Below are 18,994 nucleotides of genomic sequence, written 5' to 3' on the forward strand. Positions count from 1 at the left end.
TGCTGTCGGACCGAACAGGTGTGGGGGGAGTCGCGGCCGCCGGAGGTACCGGAGGGCGGCCGCGGCAGAAGGGTCCCGGCGGGTCGGGCCCGACCGCCGGAGCGGGCGGGTGCCCGGGGGAACGGAGCGCGGAGCGTCCGCGGCCGGGCCGCCGGCGGGCCGCCCGCAGGCACCGCGGCGCCGGCCCGGCCGACCGGACCCCTCTTCCCCGACCGTCCGTCCCCGCCGCCGTGCGGGGCCGCCCCGGGCGACTGCCCGGGCCGCCAGGAAACCCGTCGATCCCGTCCGCGATCCCGCCCAGCCGATCCGCTCTGCCCTGGAGGTCTCCCGTGCGCGTTGCCCTGCTCACCGAGGGTGCCCGTCCGCATCCCCGGCGTGGTGCCGGAGACTGGTGCGACCGGCTGGCCGAGGGCCTGCCCGAGCACGCGTTCGAGCTGTACCTGCTGACCGGCCGGGAAGCCCCGGACGGCGCGGTGCAGCGGCCGTCGCCCACCTGGCGCGCCACCCACGAGCTGGCGCTGCGGGGGCGCCGGCCGGGCGGCCGGGCCCCGGGCGCGGTGCGCAGACGCCGGTACGCCGGCGCGTACGAACAACTGGTGCGGGCGCTGGTGCTGCCCGGGGAGAGAGCCGGCTTCGGACCCGGGCTGTACCGGCTGGCGGCGCTCGCCCGGGAGGACGGCGCGCTGCCCGCCTTCCTGGCCTCCGGGCATGCCCGCCGACTGCTGGAACGGACCTGGCGGCTGCCCGGCGCGGACACCTCCGCCGGGCAGCCGCTGGTCTGCGACGTGCTGGTCGCGGCGGACCTGCTGGAGCAGTGCCTGCGCCCGCTGTCCGCGCCCTGGTACGGCACCGGCCCCGGCGGCCTCGGCGCGGCCGACCTGTGCCACGTGGTCGGCGGCGGCCCGGCCGCGCTGCCCGCCCTGGTGGCCCGGCACCTGCACGGGGTGCCGTTCGTGGTCACCGAGCACGGCCTGCACCTGCGCGAGCAGTACCTGTGCCACCCGCCCCGGGCCGAAGGGCGCGCCGGTGCCGAAAGCGTGGGCCCCTCCTGCCCGGGGGTGGGCAAGGAGGGCGAGCGACAAGTGAGGGACGAGCGCCGGAGCCTGGGGGCGCCTCCCGGCCGCCAGGCCGGGGGAGACCGTCGGCGCCGGGTCCGAGCGCCCGGAGGCGAGTGGGCGAGTCACGCGGCCCCGTACCGCTGGCCGGTCCGCGCCCTGCTGCTGTCCTTCTTCCGGGCGCTCACCGCGGAGACCTACCGGCAGGCCGCGACACTCACCCCCGGCAGCGCCCACGACCAGCAGTGGCAGCACCGCTGCGGCGCCGACCCGGCGCGCACCCGGGTGGTGTACGAGGGCACGCCGGCGGTGGACCGCCCGGCCGCCGGACCCGAGCCCGCGGCGCCGACCCTGGTGTGGGCGGGCGCGCTGGAGCCGGGCCGGGACCCGGAACTCGCGCTGCACGCCTTCGCCCTGGTCCGCGCCGGCCTGCCCGACGCCCGGCTGGTGGTGTACGGCGAGGAGACGGCGCCCGGCCACCGGGCGCACTGCACGGCGGTGGCCGCGCGGCTGGGGGTGGCCCCGGCGGTGGAGTTCGCCGGACGGCCCGGCTCGCTCGCCGAGGCCTGGGAGTCGGGCACGGTGGCGGTCTTCTCGGGGCGCTCCCAGCGCAGCCCCCGGCTGCTCGTGGACGCCATGCTCAGCGGCCGGGCGGTGGTCTCCACCGACGTCGGGGTGGCCCGCGAGGCGGTCGGGCCGACCGGACTGCTGGTGCCCGCCCGCGATCCGCGCGCCCTGGCCGGCGCCTGTCTGGCGCTGCTGCGCGACGAGGAACGGCGGGGCCGGCTCGGGCTGGCCGGCCGGCTGCGCGCGCAGGAACGCTTCGCCGTGGAGCCGGTGATCGGCACCTTCCGGGAGATCTACCTGGAGCTGGTCTCGCACTACCCGGCCTTCCCCGGTGCCGAGGACGGGCCCGCGCCGCGCCCGTTCGCCCGCCCCGCCGAGTACTGGCTGGCCGACGGTCCGCGTGGTGGCGGGAGCGGCACCCCGCAGGACGTGACCCCGGGGGCCGACGGTGTGCGGGCGCCGACCGGGCGCCCGACCGAACTCGCGGAGGCCGTCTGATGTCCGGCGACACCCTGCTCGGCGCCAGCGCGGACCCGGTGCGCGAGGTGATGGCGGAGCACCGCGAGCTGTGCGAGCGCGCCGTCGACCCGCTGGAGATCGCCGCCGGACTGGAGGAGGCCGGCCTCGGCCCGGACGCCGCCGCCCGCTGCCGGCACGCCGACCTGTTCGCGCTGGCCGAGGAGCTGTACGCCCGGGTGCCCCGCCGCCCGCCGCCGCCCGGGCCCGCGGAGCCGCGGCCGGGCGGGTCCGCCGTCCGGGCCGCCCTGACCGCCGCCGCGCTGGCCGTGCTGCCCTGCACGGGGGTGGCCGCGCTCGGCCCCCGCTGGCCGGTGCTGCTGTCCGCCGCCGTCCCGCTGGTGCTGCTGCCCGCGCTGACCGTGCCGTCCGTGACTCCGCCGAGCGCCGGGGCGGTCCGCCCGCCGGACGCGCCGGGGCCCGCCCTGGGGCCGCCGGCCGCGCCCGCGCCGCGCCCGGGCTCCCGGCTGCGGCCGGCGGCGCTGGGCCACGGGCTGGGCCTGGCCGCGCTGCTGCTGCTCCCGTCGGCCGCGCCGGGCGGGGACCGCCCGGCGGGCGTCGCGCTGGTGCTGGCGGCGGCGGTGTCGGCCGGGTCGGCCGAGCGGGCGGCCCGCTGGTACCGGCAGGTCGGCCGCGGCCACCTGGGCGTGGCGGGCACCCTGGCCGAGTTCCGGGCCCGGATGCGGCCGGTTCTCCCGGTCGCGCTGGCCCTGCACCTGGCGGTGCTCGGGGCGCTGAGCTTCGCCGCGCTGGCCGTCCTGGCCGTGGTCGCGCCGCGCCCGGGGCCGGGCCACGGCGGCGGGCTGCTGCACCTGGCGGCCGAGCGGGCCGGCCCCGCCCAGTGGGCGGCGCAGGGCGTGCTGGGCCTGCTGCTGGTGCTGCCGGTGCTGCTGGCGCGGTGCGGCCGGACGGCGGCCGCCGCGGCGGGGGCGTCGGCCGCGGCCGCCGCGGTGCTCGGACCGCTCGCCCTGGGGCGCTCCGCCCCGGAGGCCTGGCTGCTCGGCGGCGGCACCGTCGCGGTGGCGCTGCTGGCGTACGCCGGGGCGGTGCTCGGCCGGGCCGGCTCGCACCGCTGAGCGCCGCCCGCCGAGCCGACCCCTCCGATCCACCCTGTCGAACCACCCCGGGATCCGCCGTGTGATCCCCGTTTTCGTCCCGTTCGTTGAACTCAGTCCGCCAGGTCGTCCCGAACTGGCTTCGTGGAAGGACACCCCCGATGAGGGTGCTGCTGCTGGGCGCCGACGGCTTCATCGGCCGCCGGGTCACCGATCGTCTGCTGATGGACCAGGAGTTGCAGGTGACGGTGCTCGGCCGGCGCGACTCGGCCGACATCCGCTTCGACCTGACCACCGGGAGCCCGGGCGCGCTGGCCCGGTTCCTGGACGCGGTCGCGCCGCAGGTGGTGATCAACTGCGCGGGCGCCACCTACGGCAGCTCGCGGACCCTGATCCGGTCGAACACGCTGGCCGTCGCGACCGTCTGCGAGGGCATCCGGCGCAGCCGGGAGCCGGCCCGGCTGGTGCACGTCGGCTCGGCCGCCGAGTACGGGCCGGTGCCCGGCGGGGTGCCGGTGTCCGAGCAGGCCGAGCCGCGACCGGTCGGCCCGTACGGGGTGTCCAAGCTGGCCGGGACTGAGCTGGTGCTGGCCTCCGGACTGGACGCGGCGGTGCTGCGGGTGTTCGACGTGGTGGGCCCGGGGGCGCCGACTGCCTCGCTGTTCGGGCGGCTGGCCGAGGGCCTGCGGCGGGCGCTGGAGCGGGACGAGCACCAGGTGCGGATGCCGGACCTGTCCGGATACCGGGATTTCGTGGACGTGCGGGACGTCGCGCGGGCCATCCAGGCGGCCGCCGTGTCGGCCGCCACCGGGGTGGTCAACATCGGCAGCGGGCACGCCGTCCGGGCCCGGGACGCGGCCCAGCTACTGGTGCGGGCCTCGGGCTTCGAGGGGCAGATCGTCGAGGAGAACCGGCAGGTCCTGCTGCCCGCGCAGGCCGCCGGGGCGGGCGGCGACCACCCGCCCGGCCACCACCTGCCCGGGCACCGTCCGGAGGGGCACCGGCCGGAGGGCCGGCCGGTGCCGGGCGAGCCGGTGCCGTGGCGGCAGGCGGACGTGCGCACCGCCCGGGACCGTCTCGGATGGCGGACGCAGGTGCCGCTGGAGGAGTCGCTGGGCGACGTCTGGCTGGAGACGGCCTGCCGGGTGTGAGCGTCCCGCGGAGTGCCCCGGGCCCGTCAACCACGGGCTCGGGGCGCCTTCCCGGCACCCGTCGCCGGTTCCACGATCCGGCGCGGCCCGTCTCGCCCATCGGACGAGCTGTCTCGGAATAGCGAGGGGGCGTGACACTGTTGGCCTAGACAGCCACCCGCGTGGCGGAGCAACCACCCCGCACCGAGGTGGCCCTGGCCATCCGAACAAGACCCATCGGAGTCCCCGTGTCGTTGCCACCCCTGGTCGAGCCGGCCGACGAGCTCACCGTTGACGAGGTCCGCCGGTACTCCCGCCACCTGATCATCCCGGACGTGGGGATGGCGGGGCAGAAGCGGCTGAAGAACGCCAAGGTGCTGTGCGTCGGCGCCGGGGGCCTCGGCTCGCCGGCCCTGCTCTACCTGGCCGCCGCCGGTGTCGGCACGCTGGGCATCGTCGAGTTCGACGTGGTCGACGAGTCGAACCTCCAGCGCCAGGTGATCCACGGCCAGTCGGACATCGGCCGCTCCAAGGCGGAGTCGGCCCGCGACTCGGTCAAGGAGATCAACCCGTACGTCGACGTGGTGCTGCACGAGGAGCGCCTCGACAACTCCAACGTCATGGAGATCTTCTCCGGCTACGACCTGATCGTGGACGGCACCGACAACTTCGCCACCCGCTACCTGGTGAACGACGCCGCGGTGCTGCTCGGCAAGCCGTACGTGTGGGGCTCGATCTACCGCTTCGACGGCCAGGCCAGCGTGTTCTGGGCCGAGCACGGCCCCTGCTACCGCTGCCTCTACCCGGAGGCGCCGCCGCCGGGCATGGTCCCCTCCTGCGCCGAGGGCGGCGTGCTGGGCGTGCTGTGCGCGTCCATCGGCTCGATCCAGGTCAACGAGGCGATCAAGCTGCTGGCCGGCATCGGCGACCCGCTGGTCGGCCGGCTGATGATCTACGACGCCCTGGAGATGAACTACCGCCAGGTGAAGGTCCGCAAGGACCCGAACTGCGCCGTCTGCGGTGAGAACCCGACGGTCACCGAGCTGATCGACTACGAGGCCTTCTGCGGCGTCGTGTCGGAGGAGGCGCAGGCCGCCGCCGCCGGTTCGACCGTCACCTCGCAGCAGCTCAAGCAGTGGCAGGACGACAAGGAGGACATCTACCTCATCGACGTCCGCGAGCCCGGCGAGTACGAGATCGTCAACATCCCCGGCGCGGTGCTGATCCCGAAGAACGAGTTCCTGATGGGCGACGCGCTGGAGAAGCTGCCGCAGGACCGGAAGATCGTGCTGCACTGCAAGTCGGGCGTGCGCTCGGCCGAGGTGCTGGCCGTGGTGAAGGCCGCCGGCTTCGCCAACGCCGTGCACCTGGGCGGCGGCGTGCTCGGCTGGGTGAACCAGATCGAGCCGCACAAGCCGGTCTACTGACCGACGCTCCACGTGGAAGGGCCCGCCGACCGGCGGGCCCTTTCCGTTCGCGTGGGAAGCGTGGGAAGCGCGGGGGCTCAGGAGAGCCGGGGCCGGCTCAGAGGGCGTTCCTGCGCTGGAGCACGTTGTACGAGATCCAGCCCGGCAGCACCGGCAGCCAGAAGGTCAGCGCCCGGTAGAGGAAGACCGCCGGGGTGGCGATCGTGGGGGAGACGTCCGCGACGGTCAGGGCGCCGATCAGGGCGACCTCGACCGGGCCGATGCCGCCGGGGGTGGGGATCGCCGAGCCGGCCGCGTTGGCGGTCAGGAAGACCACCGCGACGGCCGAGAAGCTGACGTCGCCGCCGAAGGCCTGCACCGAGAAGTCCAGGCAGGCGGTGAAGGAGAGGGTCAGCAGCAGGATGCCGCCGAAGCCGGTGACCAGCTTGCTGGGCGTCTGCATCAGGTCGAGCATCCGCGGCACCACGCCGAAGAACAGCGAGCGCAGCCGGCCCAGCACGAACCGGCGCAGCGGCGCGACGGCGGCCACCACCAGGGCGAGCACGGCGGCGGACAGCACGCCGATGATCACCGCGCGGGAGGCGGAGAGGTCCCCGTTGGTCTGGCTGCCGGTGATCAGGCCGAAGCTGAACAGCAGCAGCAGGTGCCCGGCCAGGCCCGCCAGCTGGGAGGCGCCGACCGAGGCCACCGCCTGGCCGGAACGGATGCCGGCCTTCTGCAGGTAGCGGGTGTTGAGCGCGATGCCGCCGATCGCGGCGGGGGCGACCAGCTTGACGAACGAGCCGGCCAGCTGGGCGGCGACGGTGCGCCGGAACGGCAGCCGCTCCGGGACGAAGCCGGTCAGGCTCATCGCGGCGGCGACGTAGCTGAAGGCGGCGGCGAGCAGGGCGGCCGCGGCCCACGCCCAGTTCATCTGGGAGAGCTTCAGCTGGGCCGGCTTGATGGTGGTCAGGGCCAGGTAGGCGGCGAAGGTGAGCGCGATCACCATGATCAGGCTCTTCGGCTTCAGCCGTTCCAGCTTGACCGGGGCCATCGGGGCCTCGGGGGCGATCTGGAGGATCTGGCCGCGGATGCGGCTCAGCAGGTCCTCACCGGCCGCCGCGATGTCCTCCTCGGCCTGCTGCTGGGTGCGCTCGCCGGCCGCGACCTGCTCCAGCGCCCGGGCCCGGGCGGCGGCCTTGCGCTCCTTGGTGAGCTTGGCGAGGTCGACCCGGGTGGAGCGGCTCATCCCGACCGGCTGGAGCAGCGGCAGCGCCTGGGCCACCCGCTCGGCGCCGAGCACCGCGTTGGCGGTGGCGACGGCGCGCTCCGGGCCGATCCGCAGCGCGAAGGTGGTGAGCAGCTGGGCGACGTCGATCCGCAGGGTCAGGTCGGTGGCGGCGATGTCGCCGCCGGACAGGTTGACCAGGCAGCCGGTCCGCTCGTCCACCACCAGCAGCGACTCGCCGGTGAGCCGGCGGTGGGCGATCCGGCGCTCGTGCAGGGCGGCCACCGACTGCCAGATCGAGGCCATCACCAGGTCGGTGACCTCCTCGTCGGCCAGCTCGTCCAGGGTGCGGCCCTCGACGTTCTCGTACACCAGGATCGCGGCGTCCGGGCCGAGCTCGGAGGTGGCGACCAGCTGCGGTGCGCGGGCGCCCGAGGCGGCCGCCGCGTACGCGATCAGGGCCTCCTGCTCCAGCGCCTGGCGCAGCGACTGGGGGCTGCGGCGCACCGCGACCGAGCGCAGCCGCAGCCGCCGCCAGGCGCGGTAGAAGAAGCCGGACGCCTGCTGCTCGCGGTCGATGATGTGCACGTCCAGCGGGGGGCCGCCCTGCTGGGTGACGTGGTAGCGGCGGGTGCCGCCGGGGGCGTCGGGGGCGCGTACGGCGCCGGCCGGGGTGAAGCCGACCTTGCGCAGGCCGATCATCAGGTGCTGGCCGGTGGGCCGGATGTTGGGGGAGCCGATCGCGTACAGCGTGCCGTAGGCGACGGACCAGCCGATCAGCACGGTGAGCATCAGCGACAGCGGGGTGGTGTAGCCGCCGAGCAGCTCGGTGACCCCGCTGAAGACCACCACCACCCACAGGGCGACCCGCCAGCGCGGTCTGCTCGACATGCCGACGGCGGTCATGTAGGCGATCACCGGGGCGAGGTAGCCGTGCACCGGGTCGGTGAGGGTGCCGTTGCTGTCCATCGGCAGCCGGGTCAGCGCGTCCCGGATGTGCTCGGAGGCGCCTTCGGCCACCCACCAGTCGATGCCGAGCGAGACGCCGTACGCCAGCACCGAGGCGAGCACGCCGTCGGCGACCCGCAGGCCGTCGCGTTTGATCAGCCGCTCGACGGCGAAGGCCAGCGGCACGGCGAGCACCGCGACGCTGGAGATCAGGCCGGTGAGGGTGGAGAACACCGCGGAGAAGTGCGGTGCGTTGGAGGCGATGTCCTGCTCGATGCCGGTGGTGGTCGAGGTGGCGATGCCGGCCAGCACGAAGACGGCGACTATCCCGAAGACGCCGGCCAGGAAGCGGATCAGGTCGGACGGGCGGTGCGCGCGGGCGGCGAGCAGCGGCTCGTCGACGTCCAGGTGCGGGGCGTCGTCCAGTGCGTCCTGGTCGTCGGACGGGGCGGCGGGGGCCGCCGGCTCCGCGGTCGGGCCGGGCCGTTCGGGTGTCTTCGCGGGTGCGGGGGTCTTGATCGTCCGGTCCTTGATCAGGGAGACTTCCGGCGTCGGCCCCGGTTCGGGCCGGCCTTCGCTCCCGCTCCCGGGCGTCGACGGCACGGCGGCAGCGGACTCGTCGGAGTCCTTGTCCACGCCCACGTCAGCCGTCCCGGTCATCTGGTCTTGTCCTCGTATCACCACTCACCGCCCCGGAAGATGGTGGCATGCCCCGGCCTCCCGTGCGGGACAGGGGGCGGATCGGGCGCGGCGGATCGTTCGTACGGGGCCGCGGACACGCCCCCGTAGGGAAGAATGCCGCAGGTGACGGACGCAACACACGACGGTCCCCCGGGCACCCTGCCGCCGTTCGCCGAACTGGTGCTCGACCTGACCGAGCGGATTCCACCCGGCCGGGTGATGACCTACGGCGACGTCGCCGAGTACCTCGGCCAGGGCGGCCCCCGACAGGTCGGCCGGGTGATGGCCCTGTACGGCGGCTCGGTGCCCTGGTGGCGGGTGATCCGCGCGGACGGCCGCCTGCTGCCCGGGCACGAGCAGCGCGCCCTCGCCCACTACGGCGAGGAGGGCACCCCGCTGCGGGAACTCGCCGACCCGCCCCGGATCGACCTCCGGCGGGCCCGCTGGGACGGCGAACCGATTTCGTAGGAAACCGCCGCACGGACGGGATTGACGGGGCAGGATCGTAGGCTCGATGCGGGCGGGCCCGACGGGCCCGCCCCCGCCGTGCCCCACCGTTCGACCCCAGGACCGACTTCGTGAGCTCCCCCTACCGGCTCGTGCGCAGCCCGCTCGTCCAGCCCGACCCCCCCGTGCTGGACGCCTACCAGCGCGCCGTGGTCGAGCACGCCGGCGGGCCGCTGCTGGTGCTGGCCGGCCCGGGCACCGGCAAGACCACCACCCTCGTCGAGGCCGTCGCCCGGCGGATCGAGGACGGCACCGACCCCGAGCGGATCCTCGTCCTCACCTTCAGCCGCAAGGCCGCGACGGAACTGCGCGACCGGATGTCCGGCCGGCTCGGCTCCTCGGCCGCCGCCCCGCAGGCCACCACCTTCCACTCCTTCTGCTACGCCCTGCTGCGCGCCCACCAGGACCCGGAGGACTACGCCGAGCCGCTGCGGCTGCTCTCCGGCCCCGAGCAGGACGTCATGGTCCGCGAACTGCTGGCCGGCGGCGCCGAGGACGCCAAGGCCGGCCTGGGCCGCATCGCCTGGCCGCTGGACCTGCGGGCCTGCCTGACCACCCGCGGCTTCGCCGACGAGGTCCGCGCCGTCCTCGCCCGAAGCCGCGAACTCGGCCTCGGCGAGGCCCAGCTGGAGCGCTTCGCCCAGGGCGTCCAGCGCCCCGACTGGGCCGCCGCCGCGCACTTCCTGGCCGACTACCTCGACGTGCTCGACCTGCGCGGAGTCCTCGACTACGCCGAACTCGTCCACCGCGCCGTGCTCCTCGCCGAACGCCCCGAGGTCGGCGAGCAGCTGCGGCGGCGCTACGAGGTCGTCTTCGTCGACGAGTACCAGGACACCGACCCCTCCCAGGTCCGGCTGCTGCGCCAGCTGGCCGGCGGCGGGCGCGACCTGGTCGCGGTCGGCGACCCGGACCAGTCGATCTACGCCTTCCGCGGCGCCGACATCAACGGCATCCTCGACTTCCCGCAGACCTTCCGGCAGGCCGACGGCAGCCCCGCCGAGGTCAAGGTGCTGCGGGTCTCCCGCCGCTCCGGCGCCGTGCTGCTCGCCGCCTCCCGGGAGATCGCCCGCCGGATGCCGATGGGCCGGCTGCCCGCCGACAAGCTCGCCCAGCACCGCGCCCTGCTGCCGTCCCGCGAGGGCGGCCGGGTCGAGGTCTACACCTACCCGACCCCCGGCGCCGAGCTGGACTCGATCGCCGACCTGCTGCGCCGCGCCCACCTGGAGGACGGCGTGCCCTGGGGCGAGATGGCCGTCCTCGTCCGGGCCGGCGCCCGCTCCATCCCCGGCGTCCGGCGGGCGCTCGGCGCGGCCGGCGTCCCGCTGGAGATCGACGGCGACGACCTGCCGCTGCGCGAGGAGCCGGCCGTCGCCCAGCTGCTGCTGGCCCTGCGGGTCTGCGCCGAGCAGGCCGCCCGGGACCGCAACGGCGACCCGGACGCCCCCGACCCGCTCACCACCGACCTGGCGCACGCCCTGCTCACCGGCCCGCTCGGCGGCCTCGACGGCTCCGACCTGCGCCGCCTCGGCCGCGCCCTGCGCGAGGAGGAACGCGCCGCGCTGCGCGCCGCAGGCCACCCCGCCACCGTCCCGCGCCCGGCCGGCGAACTGATCCGCGAGGCCCTCGCCGAACCCGAGCGCCTCGTCGCCCTCGACCCCTCGTACGCCCGCCGCGCCCGCGACCTCGGCACCCTGCTGCGCAAGGTCCGCGAGCAGCTGGCCGGCGGCAGCACCGCCGAGGAGGCGCTCTGGGAGCTGTGGGACGGCAGCCGCCGCTGGCGCGAGCGCCTGGAACGGGCCGCCCTGCGCGGCGGCGCGGCCGGCCGCAACGCCGACCGCGACCTGGACGCGCTGTGCGCCCTGTTCGAGACCGCCGCCCGCGCCGAGGAGCAGGTCACCGGCCACCGCAGCGCCCTGGACCTGCTCGCCGAACTCGAAGCCCAGGACATCGCCGCCGACACCCTCACCGTCCGGGCGGTACGCCCCGAGGCGGTGCGGCTGATGACCGCCCACCGCTCCAAGGGCCTGGAGTGGCGCCTGGTCGTGGTGGCCGGCGTCCAGGACGGCCTCTGGCCCGACCTGCGCCGCCGCGGCTCCCTGCTGGAGGCCGACCGGATCGGCCGCGACGGCCTCGCCGAACCGCTCTCCCCCGGCGCCCTGCTCGGCGAGGAGCGCCGGCTCTTCTACGTCGCCGCGACCCGCGCCAAGGAGCGGCTGATCGTCACCGCCGTCAAGGCCCCCGCCGACGACGGCGACGAGCCGTCCCGCTTCCTGCGCGAGCTGTACCGCGAGGACGTCGACCCCAGGACCGGCAGGGTGGTCCGCCGCACCCCGCCGGTCACCGTCGAGGACGTCACCCACCGCCCGCGCCGCCCGCTGTCCGTCGCCGCGCTGGTCGCCGAACTGCGCGCCGTCACCGTCGACCCCGCCCGCTCGCCCGAACTGCGCCGCGCCGCCGCCGAACGGCTCGCCACCCTCGCCGCCGCCACCGACGAGGACGGGGTGCCGCTGGTGCCCGCCGCCCGCCCCGAGCGCTGGTGGGGCCTGGACGACCCGACCTCCGCCCCCAAGCCGCTGCGCAGCGCCGACGCGCCGGTCCGGCTGTCCGGCAGCGGGCTGGAGCAGCTGGAGAACTGCTCCCTCCAGTGGTTCCTGGACAAGGAGGTCAAGGCGCGCGGCGCGGGCTCGGCCGCCCAGGGCTTCGGCAACGTGGTGCACGCCCTCGCCGACGAGGTCGGCTCCGGCCGCAGTCCCGCGGACCTCGCCGTGCTCATGGAACGGCTGGACACCGTCTGGGACGCGCTGGCCTTCGACGCGCCCTGGAAGTCCCAGCAGGAGAAGACCGAGGCCCGCTCCGCCCTGGAGCGCTTCCTCAACTGGCACGTCCTGGAGCGCGGCCGGGACCTCGTCGCCACCGAGCACGGCTTCGACGTCACCCTCGACGTCGGCGGCGTCTCGGTGCGCATCCGCGGCTCGATGGACCGGGTCGAGAAGGACGCGGCCGGGCGCGCCTACGTGGTCGACTTCAAGACCGGCAAGCAGATACCCACCGACAAGTCGCTGCCCGAGCACAAGCAGCTCGCCGTCTACCAGCTCGCCGTCCGGGCCGGCGCCCTCAACGAGCTGCCCGGCTTCACCGGGCACCCGCCGGAGACCGGCGGCGCCGAACTGGTCCACCTGCGCGAGCCCGCGGCCAAGGCCGCCCAGGACGCCCCCAAGGTGCAGCGGCAGGAGCCGCCGCAGGGCGAGCCCTGGATCGAGAACCTGCTCGCCGAGGCGGCCGGGAAGGTCCTCGCCGAGCGCTTCGTCCCGCAGACCGGCGGCGGCTGCGACCGCTGCGCCTTCCGCCGCAGCTGCTCCGCCCAGCGCGACGGCACCCAGCTCGTCGAGTAGCGGACGGCGGCCGTCCCCTCGGGCCGGGGAGGGCGGCCGACCCGGCGGGTCGGGATTGTCCGCCGCTCCGGTTACGGTTGCGGGGTGACCGCCGTGCTCAGCCATCCCGACCAGCTCAAGGAGCTGCTGGGGATCCCGTTCAACCGGGAGCAGATGGCGGCCATCGGCGCCCCCCTGGAACCGGCCGTGATCGTGGCCGGCGCCGGCTCCGGCAAGACCACCGTGATGGCCGCCCGGGTGGTCTGGCTGGTCGGCTCCGGCGCCGTACGGCCCGAGGAGGTGCTCGGCCTCACCTTCACCAACAAGGCCGCCGGTGAGCTCTCCGAACGGGTGCGCGCCGCCCTCCTGCGGGCCGGCGTGGCCGACCGGGACGCCGCCGAACCGCTCGGCGACCCGGAGATCTCCACCTACCACGCCTTCGCCGGCCGCCTGCTCAAGGAGCACGGCCTGCGGATCGGCATCGAACCGGACGTCCGGCTGCTCGCCGACGCCACCCGCTTCCAGCTCGCCGCCAAGGTGCTGCGCACCGCCCGCGGCCCGTTCCCCGCGCTCACCGGCACCTTCGCCAACCTGGTCGCCGACCTGACCGCGCTGGACGGTGAACTCGCCGAGCACCTGGTCGAGCCGCAGACCCTGCGCGAGTTCGACGAGCGGCTGCTGGACACCCTCGCCACCGTCAAGCTGACCAACGACGACCTGCGGGCCGTCCCGGCCACCGCCCGGGCCCGGCTGGAGCTGCTGCGCCTCGTCGAGGACTACCGGCGCCGCAAGCGCTCCGCCGGGCTGATGGACTTCGGCGACCAGATCGCCGCCGCCGCACGCCTGGCCCAGCAGCGCCCGGAGGTCGGCGAGCTGCTGCGCGGCCAGTTCCGGGTGGTGCTGCTGGACGAGTACCAGGACACCTCGGTCGCCCAGCGGCTGATGCTCGCCGGCCTGTTCGGCGCCGGGCCGCAGGCCGCCGCCCCCGGCGGCACCGGCACCGGCACCGGCGGCGGGCACCCGGTGACCGCCGTCGGCGACCCCTGCCAGGCGATCTACGGCTGGCGCGGCGCCTCGGTGGCCAACCTCGACGAGTTCCCCCGGCACTTCCCGAAGGCCGACGGCCGCCCCGCCGACCGCTACGCGCTCAGCGAGAACCGCCGCAGCGGCGGCCGGCTGCTCGCCTTCGCCAACGAACTCGCCGCCCCGCTGCGGCAGATGCACGAGGGCGTGGAGGCGCTGCGCCCGGCCCCCGGCGCCGAGCAGGACGGCTACGTCCGCGCGGCGCTGCTGCCCACCCACGCCGAGGAGATCGACTGGCTGGCCGACTCGGTCGCCCACCTGGTGCGCACCGGCACCGCGCCCGGCCGGATCGCCGTGCTGTGCCGCGGCGGCGCGGCCTTCCCGGACATCCACGCCGCGCTGGTCGCCCGGGAGGTGCCGGTCGAGGTGGTGGGCCTCGGCGGGCTGTTGCAGCTGCCCGAGGTGGCCGACCTGGTGGCGGTCTGCGAGGTGCTGCAGGACCCGACGGCCAACGCCGCGCTGGTGCGCCTGCTGATCGGCCCGCGCTGGCGGATCGGCCCGCGCGACCTCGCGCTGCTCGGCCGCCGGGCCGCCGACCTGGTCCGGACCGACCGGCCCGACGGCGTCGAGGCGCTGGCCGCGGCCGTCGCCGAGACCGACCCGACCGAGGTGGTCTCGCTGGCCGACGCGGTGGAGACCTTCCTCGACCCGGACCAGCCCGACGACCTGCCGTTCTCCGCCGAGGCGCGGGTGCGCTTCGCCCGGCTCGCCGCCGAGCTGCGCGACCTGCGCCGCTCGCTCGCCGACCCGCTGATGGACGTGCTGCACCGGGTACTGTCCGTCACCGGGCTGGAGGTCGAACTCGCCGCCTCCCCGCAGGCCCTGGCCGCCCGCCGGCGGGAGACCCTGCACGCCTTCCTGGACGTCGCCGCGTCCTTCGCCGACCTCGACGGCGACCCGGGCCTCGCCGCCTTCCTCGGCTTCCTGCGCGCCGCCCAGGAGTACGACCGCGGCCTGGACAGCAGCCTGCCCGGCGGCGAGGACACCGTGAAGGTGCTCACCGCACACAAGTCCAAGGGCCTGGAGTGGGACGTGGTGGCCGTCCCCGGCCTGGTACGGGGCGCATTCCCGTCATCGAGCCCGCGCGAACGCTGGACGAGCACCAAGCGGGTGCTCCCGCACGCCCTGCGCGGCGACGCCGGAACTCTGCCCGACGTGCGCGGCGGGTGGAACGGGAAGTCGATGACGGCGTTCAAGAAGGAGCTGGCCGAGCACTCCGGCGTCGAGGAACTGCGCCTGGGATACGTGGCGTTCACCCGGCCCCGCTCGCTGCTGCTGGCCTCCGGGCACTGGTGGGGGCCGAGCCAGAAGACCGTCCGCGGCCCGTCCGCCTTCCTGGAACAGTTGCGCGAGCACTGCGAGCGGCCCGGCGCCGGCGAGGTCGAGCACTGGGCCGAGCAGCCGGAGAAGGGCGCCGAGAACCCGGTGCTGGCCGCTCCCGTCGAGCGACCCTGGCCGCTGCCGCTGGACCCGGCCGCCCAGCACGCCCGCCGCCGGGTCGCCGAGGTGGTGCGCGCGCGGCTGGCCGGGGCCGCGGCCCGTCCGTCCGCCTCCGGGCCCGCGGACCCGGCGCCGGCGGGCCCTTCGGCCCCGGGCGGGCCCGACGCCGAGGAGCTGGCCCCCGAGGAGCGGCGCCAGGTGGCCTCCTGGGACCGTGATCTGACCGCGCTGCTGGGCGAGTTGGAGCGCTCCCGGCGCACCGCGCGGGACGTGCCGCTGCCCGCCGCGCTGTCCGCCACCCAGCTGCTGCGGCTGGCCGCCGACCCGGACGGCTTCGCGCACGAGCTGGCCCGCCCGATGCCGCGGCCCCCGCAGCCGGCGGCCCGGCGCGGCACCCGCTTCCACGCCTGGGTGCAGTCCCGGATCGAGCCGCTGCTGCTGGTCGAGCCCGGTGCGCTGCCCGGCGCCGACGACGACGGCATCGAGGACGAGCAGGACCTGGAGCGGCTCAAGGAGGCGTTCCTGCGCACCCCGTACGCGCAGCGCAGGCCCCACCGGGTGGAGGCGCCGTTCCAACTGGTGCTGGCGGGCCGGGTGGTGCGGGGCCGGATCGACGCGGTCTACCGGGAGGATGACGCGTTGTCGGAATCCGGTGGTGCGTCACGCTACGAAGTGGTGGACTGGAAGACCCACCGGGAGGAGACCGCCGACCCGTTGCAGCTCGCGGTCTACCGGCTGGCCTGGGCCGAGCAAGCGGGCGTCGATCCCGAGCAGGTCACGGCTTCGTTCCTGTACGTCCGCAGTGGCCGGATCGTCCGTCCGACAGGACTTCCCGACCGAAAAGAGTTGGAACGGCTCCTGATCGGGAACAGTGACTATTGAGTCACGCAGAGCATCCAAGTCATCACGCCAGTGCCCGAAACCTGTGCGTCGCGCACGTTTCGCGCCTATTGTGGGGTCGGTAACCGGTCAACCCCCGAGCTCCGGCCGCCAGCGAGGCCCGCATTCCCTAACCCTCAGTCATCACCGCAGGTGCCCCCGGGCATCGGCGTCTTCTGCTGGAGAGACCGAAGTTGAGCGCGACCGGATGGATCAGAGAGCGGTTCACCGGGCCGACACAGGGGCCCGCGCCGCGCGCGACCGGCACCTGGCCGAGGACGGCGCTGGCGCTGCCGTTCATCGGCATGGTGCTGATCGTGGCCCTCGACTACCTCAGCGGCACCGAGGTGACGGTCGAACCGGCCCTCACCGCCGTACCCGCGCTGGCCGCCGTGGTCAGCCGCCGAACCTGGTACCCGCTCGCCATCGGTCTGGGCACCGAGGCGGCGGCCTTCCTGATGGCCTTCCGAGGCGACACGCTCGGCGAGTCCGTGCACGCCGCCAGCGTCTTCGCGATCCTGCTCGTCGCCGCGATCGGCTGGGTCAGCGCCACCCTGAGGCTGCGCCAGGAACGGGCGCTGGCCGACGCCCAGCTGGTCGCCTCGATCGCCCGCCGGGTCCTGCTGCGGCCCGTCCCCGAACGGGTCGGCACCGTCCGGGCGGCCGTCCACTACGAGGCCGCCGCCGCCCACGCCCGGATCGGCGGCGACCTCTACGAGCTGGTCAACACCCGGCACGGGGTGCGGGCCGTGGTCGGGGACGTGCGCGGCAAGGGCCTCGGCGCGGTGGAGACCGCCGCCGCCGTGCTCGGCGCCTTCCGCGAGGCCGCCCACCAGGAGGCCGCGCTGGACCGGGTGGCCGGCTGGCTCGCCGTCAGCCTCGACCGCGCCCTGCACGAGAACGACCACCCGGGCGTGGAGGAGGAGTTCGTCACCCTGGTGCTGATCGGCGTCGGACCCGACGGCGCCGCGGAGATCGTCAACTGCGGCCACCCCGCCCCGCTGCTGCTGCGCGACGGAGAGGTCAGCGCGCTCGAACTCGCCGAGACCGTACCGCCGCTGGGCGTCCTCGACCCGGCCGACGTCCGCCCGCCGGTGCACCGGCTGCTGCTCCAGGACGACGACCGGGTGCTGCTGTTCACCGACGGGGTGATCGAGGCCCGCGACCGCGCGGGCGTCTTCTACCCGCTCGCCGAACGCCTCCCGCACTGCGCCGACGGCCGCCCGGCCGACGTCCTGCAGCGCCTGCACGAGGACGTGGTGCGCCACGTCGGGCGCCAGCTCGGCGACGACGCGGCCATGCTGCTGCTCCAGTTCGACCCCCCGGCCGTGCTCGCGCCGGAGGGGGCGCCGGCCGCGGCCACCATCCACCTCCCGCAGCAGGCCGGGGTCCTGACGCACCAGTAGCGCCTCGCTACAGGGACACCTGGACCAGCAGCGGCCGGTGGTCCGACACCGCGGCGCGCGGCGCCGCGGCCGGGCCGACCGCCGTGCGCGGCACGCCGATCGCCAGCACGTGGTCGAACTGCACCGCGGGCCGGTGCGAGGGGTAGGTCGGCGTGCGCACCAGGTCGTACCAGCCCTGCAGACGGGGGCGCGGCTCGCGAACCCGGCGCCGGCGCGGCTCGGCCAGGGCCGGCCGGGCCCGCCGGGCCGCCCGCAGTTCGCGCACCCGCGCCCGCGGCGCGGTGCGCTCCAGCGCCGTCGCCCCGCCGAGCACCGTCCGCGGCACGGCGCCGACCAGGTTGAAGTCGCCCAGCACCAGGTACGGCTGCGGCAGGTCGGCGATCCAGCGGCGGATGCCGGTCAGCTGCGCCATGTTCCAGCCGGGGACGAAGGACAGGTGCGCCGCCACCACGGTGAACGGCCCGCGCTCGCCCTCCAGGACGGCCGCCAGCGCCGCCCGCGGCTCGTCCGGCACCGGGGTCAGCCCGCGCCGCCCGGCCACCCGCAGTGGCAGCCCGAACGGCGCCGGGGCGAACCGCCGGGCCCGCCAGTGCCGCACCGGAAGCCTCGTCAGCAGCGCCGTCCCGTACGAGGGCAGGGCGCCGTCGCCCACCTCGTCCGGCCCGTACACCCGCAGCCCGTTCGGGCCGGCCGGCTCCCGCACCCACCCCGCCACCGGCGCGGGGCGGCCGTGCAGCGCGGCGGCGAAGCGCCAGTCCTTGGCGCCCATCGCTGCGGCCGCCACCGCCGCCTGGTCGGTGCCGCCGGAGCGCGACTGGTACCGGTCCACCTCCTGGAGCGCCAGCACGTCGGCGTCCAGCGCGGCCACCGCCTCGGCCAACGGCGCGCCGGCGTCGGACGGGAAGGGCCGCGGCGCGCCGTCCGGGGCGAGCGGCTGACCGTGCAGGAGGTTGAAGGTGGCGATACGCAACTGGCTCACACCGCACGACGGTACCCGCTCCCCGCGGCGGGCGGGCCCGGCTTGAGGCGGCAGGGCATACCGGGTATACATACTCGGTATGTCCATCCGTCACGGTCTGCTCGCCCTGCTCGACCAGGGCCCGCGCTACGGCTACCAGCTGCGCACCGAGTTCGAGGCGCGCACCGGCGCCACCTGGCCGCTCAACGTCGGACAGGTCTACACCACACTGTCCCGGCTGGAACGCGACGGGCTGGTCGAGCCCGCCGGGGAGGACGACGAGGGCCACCAGTTCTACGCCGCCACCGACGCCGGCCGCGAGGAACTGCGGGCCTGGTTCGACACCCCCGTGCCCCGGACCAACCCCCCGCGCGACGAACTCGCGATCAAGCTCGCCATGGCGGTGACCGTCCCGGGGGTGGACGTCTCCGCCGTCGTCCAGGGCCAGCGCCGGCACAGCATCAAGGCGCTCCAGGACTACACCCGGCTCAAGGGCCGGGCCCTCGCGGGGGAGAAGCGCCCCGGCGTGACGCCCTCCGCCAGCAACGACCTGGCCTGGCTGCTCGTCCTCGACCAGCTCATCTTCCAGACCGAAGCGGAGATCCGCTGGCTCGACCACTGCGAGACCCGCCTCGCCCAGCAGGCCGAACTCCTGCAGAACCGAACCGCCGAGGCCACCAGCGACGGTGCCGCGCCCGCCAAACGCGGCCGCCGCCTGCGCACCTGAGCCCCCGCGCCACCCGAACCACCACGCTCGGCCCCGA

Annotated in this window: 11 protein-coding genes; 9 read left to right on the forward strand and 2 right to left on the reverse strand. The window is 75.8% G+C overall.

Going from position 1 to position 18,994, the window contains the following annotated elements; all coding sequences use genetic code 11:
* The first annotated feature begins 329 nt into the window (after window positions 1-329).
* The 4 genes from ACZ7RU_RS04630 to moeZ all read left to right on the forward strand — a co-directional run bounded on the left by ACZ7RU_RS04630 (window position 330) and on the right by moeZ (window position 5,750).
* Window positions 330-2,120, forward strand: coding sequence for a DUF3492 domain-containing protein (locus ACZ7RU_RS04630; RefSeq protein WP_470339480.1), 1,791 nt, complete (start codon window positions 330-332; stop codon window positions 2,118-2,120).
* Window positions 2,120-3,214: a hypothetical protein gene (locus ACZ7RU_RS04635; RefSeq protein ID WP_470339481.1), complete on the forward strand. Its 1,095-nt coding sequence runs from the start codon at window positions 2,120-2,122 to the stop codon at window positions 3,212-3,214. Before ACZ7RU_RS04630 ends, ACZ7RU_RS04635 begins: the two co-directional genes overlap by 1 nt.
* Window positions 3,215-3,354: 140 nt before the next feature.
* Window positions 3,355-4,344: an NAD-dependent epimerase/dehydratase family protein gene (locus tag ACZ7RU_RS04640; RefSeq protein ID WP_470339482.1), complete on the forward strand. Its 990-nt coding sequence runs from the start codon at window positions 3,355-3,357 to the stop codon at window positions 4,342-4,344.
* 227 nt (window positions 4,345-4,571) lie between these two features.
* The gene (moeZ, locus tag ACZ7RU_RS04645) at window positions 4,572-5,750 is read left to right on the forward strand and encodes an adenylyltransferase/sulfurtransferase MoeZ (protein ID WP_470339483.1); all 1,179 of its coding nucleotides are present in this window, start codon (window positions 4,572-4,574) and stop codon (window positions 5,748-5,750) included.
* Between the two features lie 97 nt (window positions 5,751-5,847).
* On the opposite strand, the gene ACZ7RU_RS04650 is transcribed toward moeZ, so the two are convergent.
* On the reverse strand, window positions 5,848-8,565 hold the full coding sequence (locus ACZ7RU_RS04650; protein WP_470339484.1) for a flippase-like domain-containing protein: 2,718 nt from the start codon (window positions 8,563-8,565) through the stop codon (window positions 5,848-5,850).
* A gap of 135 nt (window positions 8,566-8,700) precedes the next feature.
* Between ACZ7RU_RS04650 and ACZ7RU_RS04655 the strand changes: the two genes are divergently transcribed.
* From ACZ7RU_RS04655 to ACZ7RU_RS04670, 4 genes are all read left to right on the forward strand, one after another.
* Window positions 8,701-9,054, forward strand: coding sequence for an MGMT family protein (locus tag ACZ7RU_RS04655; RefSeq protein WP_387749968.1), 354 nt, complete (start codon window positions 8,701-8,703; stop codon window positions 9,052-9,054).
* A 110-nt stretch (window positions 9,055-9,164) separates the two neighbouring features.
* The gene (locus ACZ7RU_RS04660; protein ID WP_470339485.1) at window positions 9,165-12,485 is read left to right on the forward strand and encodes an ATP-dependent helicase; all 3,321 of its coding nucleotides are present in this window, start codon (window positions 9,165-9,167) and stop codon (window positions 12,483-12,485) included.
* 84 nt (window positions 12,486-12,569) lie between these two features.
* The gene (locus ACZ7RU_RS04665; RefSeq protein ID WP_470339486.1) at window positions 12,570-15,869 is read left to right on the forward strand and encodes a UvrD-helicase domain-containing protein; all 3,300 of its coding nucleotides are present in this window, start codon (window positions 12,570-12,572) and stop codon (window positions 15,867-15,869) included.
* A 191-nt stretch (window positions 15,870-16,060) separates the two neighbouring features.
* Window positions 16,061-17,272 (forward strand): PP2C family protein-serine/threonine phosphatase, encoded by a 1,212-nt coding sequence (locus ACZ7RU_RS04670; RefSeq protein ID WP_470339487.1) that lies wholly within the window; start codon window positions 16,061-16,063, stop codon window positions 17,270-17,272.
* 7 nt (window positions 17,273-17,279) lie between these two features.
* Here ACZ7RU_RS04670 and ACZ7RU_RS04675 read toward each other — a convergent pair whose 3' ends face one another.
* Window positions 17,280-18,251 (reverse strand): endonuclease/exonuclease/phosphatase family protein, encoded by a 972-nt coding sequence (locus ACZ7RU_RS04675; RefSeq protein WP_470339488.1) that lies wholly within the window; start codon window positions 18,249-18,251, stop codon window positions 17,280-17,282.
* A 79-nt stretch (window positions 18,252-18,330) separates the two neighbouring features.
* On the opposite strand from ACZ7RU_RS04675, the gene ACZ7RU_RS04680 reads away from it, so the two are divergent.
* Window positions 18,331-18,957 (forward strand): PadR family transcriptional regulator, encoded by a 627-nt coding sequence (locus ACZ7RU_RS04680; RefSeq protein WP_470339489.1) that lies wholly within the window; start codon window positions 18,331-18,333, stop codon window positions 18,955-18,957.
* Window positions 18,958-18,994 lie beyond the last annotated feature (37 nt).

The organism is Kitasatospora sp. NPDC114501 (assembly GCF_055633695.1).

Bases quoted from the DNA above. Each gene is read 5' to 3' on its own strand.
- ACZ7RU_RS04650 (WP_470339484.1), bottom strand. From the start codon at position 8,565: ATGACCGGGACGGCTGACGTGGGCGTGGACAAGGACTCCGACGAGTCC.
- ACZ7RU_RS04680 (WP_470339489.1), top strand. From the start codon at position 18,331: ATGTCCATCCGTCACGGTCTGCTCGCCCTGCTCGACCAGGGCCCGCGC.
- ACZ7RU_RS04655 (WP_387749968.1), top strand. From the start codon at position 8,701: ATGCCGCAGGTGACGGACGCAACACACGACGGTCCCCCGGGCACCCTG.
- ACZ7RU_RS04640 (WP_470339482.1), top strand. From the start codon at position 3,355: ATGAGGGTGCTGCTGCTGGGCGCCGACGGCTTCATCGGCCGCCGGGTC.
- ACZ7RU_RS04635 (WP_470339481.1), top strand. From the start codon at position 2,120: ATGTCCGGCGACACCCTGCTCGGCGCCAGCGCGGACCCGGTGCGCGAG.